The organism is uncultured Fibrobacter sp., assembly GCF_947166265.1.
Taxonomy (GTDB): Bacteria; Fibrobacterota; Fibrobacteria; order Fibrobacterales; family Fibrobacteraceae; genus Fibrobacter.
Map to the genome: position 1 here is coordinate 18065 of NZ_CAMVDO010000012.1, position 12829 is coordinate 30893.

Annotated in this window: 14 protein-coding genes; all 14 read right to left on the reverse strand. The window is 49.8% G+C overall.

Going from position 1 to position 12829, the window contains the following annotated elements:
* Positions 1-67: 67 nt before the first annotated feature.
* The 14 genes from Q0W37_RS07760 to Q0W37_RS07825 all read right to left on the reverse strand — a co-directional run bounded on the left by Q0W37_RS07760 (position 68) and on the right by Q0W37_RS07825 (position 12709).
* Complete coding sequence (locus Q0W37_RS07760; protein WP_297700364.1) at positions 68-1753, reverse strand: GTP-binding protein; 1686 nt, start codon at positions 1751-1753, stop codon at positions 68-70.
* Complete coding sequence (gene cysD / locus Q0W37_RS07765; protein WP_173347120.1) at positions 1753-2652, reverse strand: sulfate adenylyltransferase subunit CysD; 900 nt, start codon at positions 2650-2652, stop codon at positions 1753-1755. Before cysD ends, Q0W37_RS07760 begins: the two co-directional genes overlap by 1 nt.
* A 15-nt stretch (positions 2653-2667) precedes the next feature.
* Complete coding sequence (locus Q0W37_RS07770; RefSeq protein WP_297700367.1) at positions 2668-2994, reverse strand: ferredoxin family protein; 327 nt, start codon at positions 2992-2994, stop codon at positions 2668-2670.
* Complete coding sequence (locus tag Q0W37_RS07775; protein WP_297700369.1) at positions 2978-4726, reverse strand: adenylyl-sulfate reductase subunit alpha; 1749 nt, start codon at positions 4724-4726, stop codon at positions 2978-2980. Before Q0W37_RS07775 ends, Q0W37_RS07770 begins: the two co-directional genes overlap by 17 nt.
* Positions 4723-5586, reverse strand: a complete 864-nt coding sequence (locus tag Q0W37_RS07780) for a 4Fe-4S binding protein (protein WP_297700371.1) — start codon at positions 5584-5586, stop codon at positions 4723-4725. Before Q0W37_RS07780 ends, Q0W37_RS07775 begins: the two co-directional genes overlap by 4 nt.
* 72 nt (positions 5587-5658) lie before the next feature.
* Positions 5659-6885 carry an O-acetylhomoserine aminocarboxypropyltransferase/cysteine synthase family protein gene (locus tag Q0W37_RS07785; protein ID WP_297700373.1) on the reverse strand — a complete coding sequence of 409 codons (1227 nt, stop codon included), beginning with the start codon at positions 6883-6885 and terminating at the stop codon, positions 5659-5661.
* A 104-nt stretch (positions 6886-6989) separates the two neighbouring features.
* Entirely contained in the window at positions 6990-8048 is a 1059-nt protein-coding gene (locus Q0W37_RS07790) for an ABC transporter ATP-binding protein (protein WP_297700375.1), read from the reverse strand.
* Between the two features lie 8 nt (positions 8049-8056).
* Positions 8057-8890, reverse strand: a complete 834-nt coding sequence (gene cysW / locus Q0W37_RS07795; RefSeq protein ID WP_297700377.1) for a sulfate ABC transporter permease subunit CysW — start codon at positions 8888-8890, stop codon at positions 8057-8059.
* On the reverse strand, positions 8890-9723 hold the full coding sequence (gene cysT / locus Q0W37_RS07800) for a sulfate ABC transporter permease subunit CysT (RefSeq protein ID WP_173351761.1): 834 nt from the start codon (positions 9721-9723) through the stop codon (positions 8890-8892). Before cysT ends, cysW begins: the two co-directional genes overlap by 1 nt.
* Positions 9724-10770: a sulfate ABC transporter substrate-binding protein gene (locus Q0W37_RS07805; RefSeq protein ID WP_297700380.1), complete on the reverse strand. Its 1047-nt coding sequence runs from the start codon at positions 10768-10770 to the stop codon at positions 9724-9726.
* Between the two features lie 244 nt (positions 10771-11014).
* The gene (locus Q0W37_RS07810; RefSeq protein ID WP_297700382.1) at positions 11015-11425 is read right to left on the reverse strand and encodes a M67 family metallopeptidase; all 411 of its coding nucleotides are present in this window, start codon (positions 11423-11425) and stop codon (positions 11015-11017) included.
* Positions 11426-11434: 9 nt separating this feature from the next.
* Complete coding sequence (locus Q0W37_RS07815) at positions 11435-12244, reverse strand: molybdopterin-synthase adenylyltransferase MoeB (RefSeq protein WP_297700384.1); 810 nt, start codon at positions 12242-12244, stop codon at positions 11435-11437.
* Positions 12244-12450, reverse strand: a complete 207-nt coding sequence (gene thiS, locus Q0W37_RS07820; RefSeq protein ID WP_173556490.1) for a sulfur carrier protein ThiS — start codon at positions 12448-12450, stop codon at positions 12244-12246. Before thiS ends, Q0W37_RS07815 begins: the two co-directional genes overlap by 1 nt.
* Before the next feature lie 13 nt (positions 12451-12463).
* Entirely contained in the window at positions 12464-12709 is a 246-nt protein-coding gene (locus Q0W37_RS07825) for a sulfurtransferase TusA family protein (RefSeq protein WP_297700386.1), read from the reverse strand.
* Positions 12710-12829: the final 120 nt, after the last annotated feature.

Sequence of the window (12829 nt, forward strand, 5' to 3'; positions counted from 1 at the left end):
AGTTATCGGTTTTTGCTATAAAAAATCCCCGGTCAATGCCGGGGATGACGATGGTGTGCACCGACTGTTACTTTATCACAACTTTTCGGTACGTGTCGAATGCGGCCCACTTGCGGAAGAATTCTTCTCGCCTTGATTCTTCAGCTTCGTCGTATTCACGGAGGAGTTGCGATACGTCTTCGTCGGAGTGCACTTTGATTTCAAAGCCGCGTCCGTTGATGACAGGAACATTTCCGTAGCGGTACTGATCCGCTGCTGTGATTTCGGCGATGCGCTTGCCACGCACCTTGACGGCGGTGCTGTCGCGCAAAATGATGATGTCGAAATCATCGGGATAGTGGTAGCTTTCGCCTACGGTAGGAATTTCGTCACCTACGGTGTAGTGCTGCCTTACGGGCTGCTGCTTCACCACAGAAAGCGTTGCCGTATCGTAGAAAAATTCTTCGAAGATTTCTCCACGACCATGACGTTCGCCCTGCACGAATTCAGCCTTTTCGCCAGTGGCAATCTGCCTTTCAAAAAGGCCTTCCACGACGCCACAAGCCGATGTTGCATGGGTCACGCGGTCAATCAGAATCAGTTCGCCTAGGGTCTTGTGCTTTTCGAAAAGGTCTACGACAATTCCTTCGGCAAACACGATTTCGACTACTGCGATGCCGTTCTTGCTGAGTGTTTCAGCAGCCTGGTGGGCACCCGTGTTTACGTCAATCGCATACTCAATTTTAGTGAGTATTCCGGGAATCGTTTTCGTCCCGAGTTTTACAAGGTAGTCCTTGCCGAGCGAAAGCGGTTCGTCATCCATCCACAAGAGCGAAGCCTTGATTTTCTTGTAGCTCCCGATGTCAGTATCCTTAGCGAGTACGCAACCCCTTGAAACATCCACTTCGCGGTCTAGCGAAATAGTCACAGGTTCACCGGCGTGAGCCTCTTCCACGTTCTTGTCGCCGCGAAGGATTCCTTTGACGGTTGCTTTCTCGTTGCTGGGGAGGCTCGTAACCGTATCGCCCACGCGAATTTTGCCCACTTCGATTTGACCTTGGAATCCACGGAACGTGCGATCCGGGCGACACACGCGTTGCACGGGCAGGTAAAATCCCGCTTCCGTCTGCGTATCGTCTATATCAATGGATTCGAGATAATCGAGTAGAGCCTTGCCCTTGTACCAGGCAATGTTCTTGGATTTCACGGTCACGTTGTCGCCTTCGGTTGCCGAAAGCGGAATCACGTAAACGCTATGGAGCGAAAGTTCGCTGGCTAGCTCGTTGATTTGCTTCAGGATTTCTTCGAAGCGTTCCTGGCTGTAACCTACAAGATCCATCTTGTTTACGGCAAAGACAAAGTAGCGGATACCCATGAGCTTACAGATGCGGGCGTGACGGCGCGTCTGCACCAGAACACCCTGCGAGGCATCCACAAGAATCACGGAGAGGTCCGCAAAAGAGGCTCCCACCGCCATGTTGCGGGTGTATTCCTCGTGCCCCGGCGTATCTGCCACGATAAAGCTGCGATTGTCCGTCGTAAAGTAACGGTACGCGACATCGATGGTAATGCCCTGCTCGCGTTCGGCCATCAGGCCGTCCAGCAAAAGGGAATAGTCGATTTTTCCGCTGCGGCTACCGACTTTACTGTCAAGCTCCAGAGCCTTTTCCTGGTCGGCGTAAAGCAACTTGGAATCGTAAAGGATATGCCCGATGAGCGTCGACTTTCCATCGTCCACCGAGCCGCACGTAATAAACTTCAATAAGCCTTTCATTAGAAATATCCCTCCCTCTTGCGGCGTTCCATGCTGCCTGCGGCTTCGTTGTCAATCACGCGGGAAGTGCGTTCCGAAGATACAGCGCTCAGGGTTTCATCAATGATTTCGTCGAGCGTCGTGGCGGTCGATTCGATACCGCCCGTGAGCGGGTAACAGCCCAGTGTGCGGAAACGCACCGACTTGATTTCGGGAGTTTCGCCTTCGCGCAGCGGGAAACGTTCGTCGTCCACCATAATGATGTTGCCATCGCGCACCACGACCGGGCGCGGGGCCGCAAAGTACAGCGGAACAATATCAATCTTTTCGCGCTTGATATACTGCCAGATGTCCTTTTCGGTCCAGTTGGAAATCGGGAAAACGCGGATGCTTTCGCCCTTGTTAATCTTGGTGTTGTAAAGTTTCCACATTTCGGGGCGCTGGTTTTTCGGATCCCAGGCGTGTGCGGAATTGCGGAACGAGAAAATACGTTCCTTTGCGCGGGACTTTTCTTCGTCGCGGCGACCGCCGCCAAATGCAGCGGTAAAGCCGTACTTGTTCAGGGCCTGCTTCAAGGCCTGCGTTTTCATGATGTCGGTGTAGGCAGCACCATGGTCAAACGGGTTGATGCCCTGCTTGACGCCGTCTTGGTTGATGTATTCCAGCATTTCGATGCCGAGTTTTTTTGCGATATTGTCGCGGAACTCAATCATCTCGCGGAACTTCCACGTGGTGTTCACGTGCAGGAACGGGAAAGGCGGCTTTTCGGGATAAAAGGCCTTCATGGCTAAATGTAGCATGACAGAACTGTCTTTACCGATGGAATAAAGCATCACTGGCTTTTCGCATTCGGCTGCGACTTCGCGGATGATGTAAATGGCTTCGGCTTCCAGTTCGTCGAGGTGAGAATATTCGCTCAAATTAAATCTCCGTTTTTAATACTTATTCGATTCCTTGGGATCGATATCAATAGTCTTGACGCTTCCGTCGTTCAGTTCGAAAATCCAGCGCACGATATCGTTCTTTTCGCCCTTGACCTTTTCGGTATGCACCTTGCAGCCCTTGCCGCCAATGTCTTCGCCGAGGAAGAATCGGATGGCGTGAACGGGGCATTCCTTGATGCACGAGGTGCAACCCCAGCAATCTTTGGGGTACTTGATAAATGCCTTCTTGTTTTCGTTTATCTTGATTAACGTGCCGGGGCAAACGTCGTGGCAGCGCCCGCAACCGATGCACTTGCCTTGATCAATGCTGATGCTCATAGTTCCTTTGCCCTTCTGCAGTGAGTTCGCGCAAGATGATTTTGATTTCGCCGTTTTCGAGGCGCGAGTTTACGTACTTGCGGAAGTTTACGTTGTCTTTTTCGGGATAGTCGAGGTTCTCGGCGAAACTGTGCCAGCGGGTTTCGCGGCGGGCGGCCAGGTGCGCAATCACGCTCTTGCAGACCGTCAGGCGTTCCTTGAGTTCGTAGATGTACATGACTTCTTGCAGGTTGGCAGCACTCAATTCGTCCGTCAGTTTCTCGATGATTTCGATTTCCTTTTTGGCCTGGTTCAACTGATTCTCGCTGTAGCGGTAACCCGTCTTGATTCCGCCTGCATAGGAATCCATGACGGTCTGCATCGCTTCTTCGAGATTCTCTGTGGTCTGCGGACCTTTTTCGTTGGAAAGGAATTTCTCGATTTTTGCGATGTGATCAGCAATCTCTTCTTCCTTAATGGTTGCTTCGGCAGGCTCAGCAACCTTAAATTGCACGTCAGGTCCCTGAGCTTGCCGAAGGGCCGACAAACTCTCTATATATTCCGCCGCGCTTTTCGCCGCAATTTCACCTTCGGCAAGAGCCCCTGTTACGTACTTTTGCGGGGCACCTCCGGCCACATCGCCTGCAGCATAAAGCCCTTGAATGGTGGTGGCACGCTTGGTATCGACCCAGTAACCGCTCGCGGTGTGGCCGCCTACGATGTAAGGTTCCGTCCCTTCGATTTCGACATCCGCCTTCGAGGGCAGTTCATTTTCAAGCCAGCGGATGGTCTGCGACGGAGCCATGTTCAGGTAAGCCTTCAGGAGTGATTCTTCCTGTTCAGGCGTAATCCCGACGGTGCGCAAGTAGCACGGGCCGCGGCCTTCCAGATTTTCGGCCACAGTTCCGTAAACGCGTTCAGAAGTAGAAATCCCGTACTTTGTCTCGTAAACTTCGCCAAGGGAATTCACCTGCTTTGCGCCAACGCCTTGCGCAAGTGTTCCCGTAGGCGCAATCGTATCTTTGCAACGTAGTGCAATAAAACGCATTTCGAAGGTTGTCATCTCGGCGCCGTGGCGGATTCCCATGGCGTAACCTGCGCCTGTATTGAAGGGCGGATACCACATTTTATGGCGTGAAAATCCCGGATTGTTCGGGCGGTAAAGCCCCGCGGCACCACCTGTGGCGATAATGACAGCGCCCGCTTCGATGGCGTAGAATGTATCGTTCTCGATTCCGAAACCGAATGCACCGTCAATCTTATTGCTATGTACCGAGAAATCAAAAATGTTCACATGGTTCAACACGGTCACATTGGGGAGCTTCTTGACGGCATCGGCCAAAATCGGCTTGATGTTTTCGCCGTTGATCTTGATGTTGCGATTTCCTCGCGTCACATATTTGCCATCTTTGTCTTTCAAGATGACAAGCCCCAACTTTTCCAGATGCGCGGTGACTTCGTTGAACCTTTCTGAAATAGTGTACAATAGGTCTTCGCGAACAATGCCGTCGGCGTCCTTCTTTGCATATTCCACGTAATCCCTGGGCGTGCGGCCTTCGGTAATGTAGGCGTTCAAGGCATTTACGCCAGCGGCCAGGCAGCCGCTGCGCTTGATATTTGCCTTTTCGACGACAAGGATCTTGAGGTTCGTCGCATCTTGAGATGCATTTTGTGCGGCGGTAATGGCCGCATAGCAACCTGCCGTGCCGCCACCAATAATCAACAGGTCTGTTTTAAGTCGCTCTATTTTCATTTGCCGTTATAAGCGTCTTTGATTTTTTGCGCGAATACATCGTGGCCAATGCGGTCGATGGTATATTTGAATCGTTCGCTGGGTTTTGCATTTTCGGCAAAGAACTGAATTGCTGCATCACAGACATCAAGCAGTTTTTGCTTGTCATCGATAAAGGGGATAATCGTTTCGCCCTTGTTGATGTTGTTGCCGAAAAGGCCGCCGAAAGAAACGATGTAGCCGTGGGTATGTTCCCAAGCGTCGGTGGGGCATGCCTTGTAGCAACGCCCGCAGAAATTGCACTGCGAGTCATCGAAAATCACTTTCTTGTTTTCGATTTTGATTGCACCCTTGCGGCAGCTCTTGGCGCAGAGTCCGCAGCCAATGCACTTATCTTCGATCCACTTGACCTTGATACCGCCCTTGATACCGACGTCGTTTTCTTCGGCCTTGAGGCAGTTGTTCTGACAACCGGTCACACCAAACTTAAACTTGTGCGGGAGTTCTCGGGCAAAGTAACGATCGTCCAGTTCCTTGGCGATGGCATAAGTGTCAATGCATCCGCTCGGGCAAACGGCTTCGCCCTGACATGCCGTGATAGTACGCACGCGAGGGCCGCAAACGCCAGGTTCCACGCCTCCTTCGGCAAGGGCAGCCTTCACGTCGTCTACATTCTCCAATTTGATAAATGGTATTTCGACGCTCTGCCTGGAAGTCAAATGAGCGTAACCTTCGCCGTATTTTTCGGCGACTTCGGCGATCTTTGCCAATTGCGTTGCCGTGAGGTTTCCGCCCACGACGCGCACGCGCAGCGAGAAGTTGTTCTTCTGCTTTTGGCGCATCCAACCGCCCTTTTTAAGAGTTGCATAATCTGTTGCCATATTTTGTGTCTCCGTTTTTTATTACACCCGCATAGTTCGGCGAAACACACCAACTAGGGCGGGCATCTCCATTTAAATGTTTTTGATTGCCTGTTCAAAATCTTCTTTGAGATCTTCAATGTCTTCTATTCCGACGCTTACGCGGACTGTGCCTTCAAAAACACCTGCATTTTCTTTTTGTTCTTTTGTACCGTGCGTATAGATGGTACTATCCGGATGAATTACTAACGTGCGTAAATCACCGATATTTGTAGCTATAGAAGCGTATTTCAAATTGTTAATAAGTTTGAAAGCTCTTTCTTTATTGCCTGCATCAATGGTGAAAATCGCACCACCCTTTCCGCCCAGCTGACTTTGCACCAAGCTGTAATAGGGGTTGCTTTTGAGAGCGGGGTAGTTGACCGAAATTCCTTCGAATCCCTGCAAAAATTCAGCCAGCTGCAAGGCGTTGGAACACAAACGTTCCATACGGAGCCCGAGCGTTTCGAGTCCAAGCGCATTCAAGAAAGAGGTATTGGGGGCCACGCAGCAGCCCACGTTACGCCAAATGCCGTTGCGAAGTTTTGCAAAGTAGGCGAACTTTCCAAAACGTTTGTATTCTTCAAGGCCTTTAAAACGCGAATAATCCCAGCTGAATTTGCCACTATCGATAATGATACCGCTGATAGCGCTACCATTGCCGTTGATGTACTTGGAAGAAGAATGTACAACGATATCTGCGCCAAAATCAAAGGGATGTATAAGGTATGGAGTTGCCGTGGTGCTGTCGACAATAAACGGAACCGCATGTTGGTGAGCTATGTCTGCGACACTTTGTAAGTCGACCACATTCAGTTTCGGGTTGCCAATAAGTTCGGTAAATACGGCTTTGGTCTTTTCATTCAGTTGGGCACTCACTGTTTCGGCGGTGACTTCGGTAACGAATCGCGTTTTGATACCGAAGGCTTCCAAATCATGGAACAAGTCGATTGTGCCGCCAAAAAGGCCGGTGCTAGCAATGATTTCGTCGCCTGCTTGCAAAATGTTCAGAAGCGAAATAGTTACTGCGGCCATGCCCGAAGAACATGCCACGGCACCGATTCCCTTTTCAAGGGATGCGATGCGGCGTTCAAAAGAATCGGTTGTAGGGTTCCCGATGCGAGTATATGCAAAGCCAGGAGCCTTGTTATTGAAAACGGCCTCAAGTTTTTCGGCAGATTCTTGCGAAAAAGCGCTTACCTGGTAAATGGGTGTAAGTGTAGAACCGCTACATCGATCACTTCCAAAATTCTGATGCAATAAGGTTGTGTTAAAATTCATTCTCCAACTCTCCAGGCAAAAAGGTATTAGTTACGAAGCCAAATATAAAACGCGACTTGCATCGCGTCCAATACTTATTAAATATGACTTTTTATAGGTAATTTTTATATCACTACGACAGGTTCGCGTAGAGACTTGTTTTCGAGTAAGAAAGCGCTCTCGCCGACGGTTACAAAGATGCGGTAAATGAAAATATCAACCTTTTCCCCTACGGATATGCCGGGCTCATCAAAGCTTCGCCTTGCCGTAAGAGTTTCGCCGTTCACGAGAACCGACAATTCTATACCGCTACCACGGAAGGCGACATCAGTCACGACCCCTTCTTCGGCGGAATTCTTATATTTCTGCACTTCCGTTTTCTTGGTGACTTTCACAAATTCGGGGCGCACAATGGCTTGCTCTGCACCTTCGATAGCATCAAAGCGACGGAACTTGCTGTAATCCCTGAAAATGCTGGGTTGTCCAAAGAAAGAAGCGACGAAAGCGGTTTTGGGTGAACTGTATACATCGAGAGGCTTGCCTATTTGATCAATACGGCCCTTGTTCATGATGATGATTTCGTCGGCGACTTCGATAGCCTCGTCTTGGTCATGGGTTACAAAAATGCTCGTGACGCCGAGTTTTGCAATCATTTCTTTTAGCCAATGGCGGAGTTCCTGACGAACCTTGGCGTCAATTGCTGCAAAAGGTTCATCGAGCAAAAGTAACTGCGGATTTGGAGCGAGCGCACGTGCAAATGCAACGCGTTGGCGTTGCCCACCCGAAAGTTGGCTCGGATAGCGATTTTCGAGCCCTTCGAGGCCAATCAACTTGACAAGTTCCGCGACACGGTCCTTGATTTCACTATCGGATTTTTTGAGCACTCGAAGTCCAAAGGCGATGTTTTCAAAAACCGTCATGTAACGGAACAAGGCATAACTCTGGAACACGAATCCGATGCCGCGCTTACTGGCAGGCACATTATTGATTACTTTGCCGTCAATAATGATATCGCCGTTGTCAGGTGTTTCCAGTCCTGCAATCATACGGAGAATTGTCGTTTTGCCTGAACCGCTCGGGCCCAGTAAACCAATCAGTTTACCCTTTTCGATACCGAAGGATACATTATCAGACGCCTTGAAATTTCCAAAATGCTTATTGATGTTTTTTAATTCTACGTACATACACTCTCCTACGGTTCAACCTTATTTTTCTTCTTTCCGTTATATTCGATCAAACTTCTTGCAATCAGAATAAATATTGCAAGTAGTACCAGAATTGACGCTACCGCAAATGCGGGCACATACTGGAATTCATTGAACAAAATTTCTACATGCAGCGGGAGTGTATTGGTCTTGCCGCGCAAATGCCCCGAAATCACCGATACCGCACCGAATTCGCCCATAGCACGCGCCGCGCAAAGCACCACGCCGTACAAAAAAGCCCACTTGATATGCGGGAAAGTAATTTTCCTGAAAATGGTAAATCCTTTCGCTCCCATTAGCGCCGCAGCCTCTTCTTCGTCGTTTCCACGGGCTTCCAGAACCGGAATCAACTCGCGAGAAATGAACGGAAACGTCACGAAAATCGTTGCAAGCACAATTCCCGGCACTGCAAATACAATCTTGACATCCCATTCCTGCAACAGTGGAAAAATCGGGCTTTGACGACCGAATGTGAGCAAGAAAATCAGGCCTGCGATAATCGGCGAAACTGTTACTGGCAAATCAATGAGCGTCGTAAGGATTTTCTTGCCCTTAAAATGGAACTTGGTCAGCGACCATGCTGCACTCAGCCCGAAAACCGTATTGATCACTACTGCAAGTACGGTTGCCTCTAGCGTGAGCCAAATCGCCTTGACAGTGTAGTTGTCCGTTACCGCCTTCTCGTACACGGCAAAGCCCTGCTTAAAGGCCTCGGTAATCACTGTGATCAGCGGGAGTAAAAGCATAAGCACCACGAAAATGATGCTGATTCCTATTAAGAACCACTTGACAAATTTCGAAGATTTTGTTTCTTTATACATCAAGAGCCTCCCTTCAAAATCCGTGCATTTCTACTTTGGATCAGGTTCACCAAGAATAGCGTTACGAATGAGGCTACAAGCATTACAAGCGCAATGGTTGTCGCACTGGCGTAATCGTATTCCTGTAATTCCGACATAATGATGAGCGGCACGATTTCTGTTTCGAACGGCTTGTTGCCCGCGATAAAAACCACACTGCCGTATTCACCTAGGCAGCGCCCGAAGGCAAGCCCGAATCCTGTTAAAGCGGCAGGAACAATTTCCGGGAAAACAATTTTCCAAAAGATTCGGCTGCGAGATGCCCCTAGCACGCCTGCGGCTTCTTCGTAAGCGGGGTCCAGTTTTTCGAGTACCGGCTGCACCGCACGAACCACGAACGGAATGCCGATAAACACTAATGCCACTGTAATGCCTACCTGCGTAAACGCAATCTTTATGCCGAACTTTGCAAAGAATCCGCCCACAAGCCCAGTGTCGGCTGTAAGAGCAGTAAGTGCGATGCCCGCCACTGCAGTCGGCAAGGCGAACGGGAGTTCTATCATGCCGTCAACCAGGCGCTTGAGCGGAAAACTGTACTTTACCAGCACCCACGCCAACACAATGCCCATTACCGCATTAATCAGCGATGCCACAAATGCCGTCACGAAGCTCACGCGAAAACTAGACAACACTCTATCGCGCGTAATTGTCGCGATAATTTCGTCAAGGCTCATGTGGGCCGTGAATACCACTAGCGATGCAAGCGGAATAAGCACCACGATGCTCAAGATGGCAAGCGTGATGCCTGTAGTCAGGCCGAAGCCTGGTATGACACTTCTATTCGTTCTTTTCATTTACTTCTTTTCGTAAATCTGGTCAAAGATGCCGCCGTTGGAGAAGTGCGTGCCCTGAGCCTTGTCCCAACCGCCGAAGTAGCTGATGTCAATCAGGTTCACGTTTTGGTCGAATTCCTTGTACTGGTCAAGAATAGCCTTGTTGGAAGGACGGTAGTGATTCTTGGCGGCAATGTGTTGGCCTTCATCGCTGTAGAGGAAGTTCAGGTATTCGGTGGCAAGTTCGCGGGTGCCGCGCTTGTCGACCACCTTGTCCACGATTGCGACAGAAGGTTCGGCCAAGATACTCACGCTAGGAATGACGATTTCGTAGTCGTTAGGATAATCCTTGAGCGAAAGGAAGGCTTCGTTTTCCCAGGCGAGCAAAACATCGCCCTGGCCATTTTCGATGAAGGTTGTCGTAGATCCGCGAGCGCCGGAGGCGAGTACGAGAACATTCTTGTAAAGCTTCTTCACGAATTCCTTGACCTTGGCTTCGTCGCCATTGTACTGCTTTTCGGCCCAAGCCCAAGCGGCAAGGTAGTTCCAGCGTGCGCCGCCAGAGGTTTTCGGGTTCGGCGTGATGACTCCGATGCCGTCCTTCACGAGATCGCCCCAGTCCTTAAGGTTCTTCGGGTTACCCTTGCGAACCAAGAACACGATGGTCGATGTGTAAGGAGCGCTATTCAGCGGGAATTCCTTGACCCAGCCATCTTCGATAAGGCCTGCGTCGCGTACGGCGTTCACGTCGTATTCGAGGGCGAGTGTCACCACGTCGGCTTCAAGGCCGTTGGCCACTTCAAGGGCCTGCTTGCCGGAACCGCCATGGGACTGGGTGATTTCCACATCCTTGCCGGTCTTTTCTTTCCAGTGCTTTGCGAAAACTTCGTTGTAGTTGGCGTAGAGTTCGCGGGTCGGATCGTAAGACACGTTGGTAAGAGTCTGCTTTTCAACCTTGGCAGAAGATTCGCTTTTCTTTTCGTCAGAAGAAGAGCATGCGCTAAAGCCAATAGTTCCTGCAATCAGGAGAGTTGCCGCAACGGCGGACTTGACAAAATTCTGATTCATTCTTATACCTCGCTTGTTTATGTTTTTTTGTTTGTTGATTTTATTTGTTTTTTTGTGCGCCGAAATATAGAACTGGAAAAATCATCTGTCCAATACTTTGTTTTTATGCGGATTTATAGATTTTTCTTATCGGAAAACACGATGGACATAATTTTCATTTTAAAGGTCGTCACGAAGAAGCGAAAAAAATGTCCTCGACACTTGGCTGCGTCGGGGACATTCGGCTTTTATGGCTTTATCGGTTTTATTCAATAACAAGGCCTTCGTTCGTGGCGTTGTCGCCTTCGATATGGAAGGAATTCAATACCGGATTTTCGCGGTCCATGAGCGAAAGAATTAAGTAGCTTGCCGATGAATCGTAAGCCAGGCGCTTGTCTTCTTGCGACGGGCGTGACGGCGATTCCGGATGAGAATGCCAGTTGCCCAGCGGTTTCAGCCCCTTGGCGCGAATATCCTTGATGGCGGCCAAGTGTTCCTTGGGGTCAAGCGAAAAATGCTCGTTGGAATGGTCGATGTTTGTAAGCAGATACACTTCGCGAATCACCTTTCCTTCGGCAGTCACTTCACCCGCAACCAGACCGCAGGCTTCTTCCGGCAAGTTCTTTTCCGCATGCGCCAGGATTTTTTCGTAGTTGTCCTTTGAAATGGAAATCATGCGTACCGCCTAGTGTTTGAGATCGCAAACAGCCTGTTCGTAGTCAATGAGCTTGGTGATGGTCGGGTGCGTGCCGCAAACGGCGCAGTCTTCGGTATGGCTCGGGAGTTTTACCTTGCGGAATTCCATGGTGAGCGCATTGTAGGTGAGCAAGTAACCTGTAAGCAAGTTGCCCACGCCCAAAATGTACTTGACGGCTTCCATTGCCTGAAGGCTACCAATCACGCCTCCCATCGCGCCAATGACGCCCGCCTGCTTACAAGTCGGCACCGCATCTTTCGGAGGGGGTTCCTTGAATACGCAGCGGTAGCAAGGTCCCTGGCCCGGAACGTATGTCATCAGCTGGCCCTGGAAGCGGATGATTCCCGCATGGGAGAATGGTTTCTTTGCCATGACGCAGGCGTCATTGATGAGGAACTTCGCCGGGAAATTGTCGGTCCCGTCGATGATGAAATCGTAATCCTTGATGAGGTCGAGGATGTTGTCGCTCGTGACGAAGGTATGGTAAGTAATCACCTTCACGTCAGGGTTCATCGCTTCCATGGTTTCCTTCGCGGATTGTACCTTGGGTTTACCCACATCCTGCGTGGCGTGTATTATCTGGCGCTGCAAATTCGAAAGGTCAACCACATCGGCATCTACAATGCCGATGGTGCCCACACCTGCGGCGGCAAGGTACATGGCGACAGGAGCGCCAAGGCCTCCCGCACCAATCACGAGAACCTTCGCGTTCAAGAGCTTTTTCTGGCCCTTGGCTCCCACCTCTTTTAGGATAATGTGGCGCGAGTAGCGTTCAAGCTGTTCGTTGGTAAAAGCCATTAGCAGCCGCCTCCCATAAAGTAGAGGAATTCTACGTTATCGCCGTCCTTGAGCACCGCTTTATTGAATGCTCCATTTTCGATAAATTCCTCGTTTACAGAAACAGTAACATAGAGCGGATTGTCTACCTTTTCGGCTTCAATCAATTCTGCGACAGTAAGGCCTTCTTTATATTCTTTCTTGTTTCCAGCAACGGTAATAAACATTTTAACTCCTTGGTTATTCGCCGACTTTCTTTACGATGAGCGTGTAGGTTCCATCTTGGTTGTCGTCGAGTTTGAGAATTTCGTGACCTTCTTCCTTGATGCTGCGCGGCACATTTTGCACCGGCTCGCCATCATTCAAGCGGACAGAAAGAATCTGGCCTTCGTCAAGTTCTTCCAGGGCGACCTTCGCCTTCACGAAAGTGGTCGGGCACACGACATCGGTAATGTCGATGGTATCGTCAATTTTAAAATCTGCCATTGTTTGTTTCTCCGTACATTATTGTTTAATTCTTGCCCAAATATAGAACGGCTTTTTGCCCCTGTCCAATACTATCTTTTTATGCAGAATTATCAGTTTTTCCTATAGTAGTTTCAATCC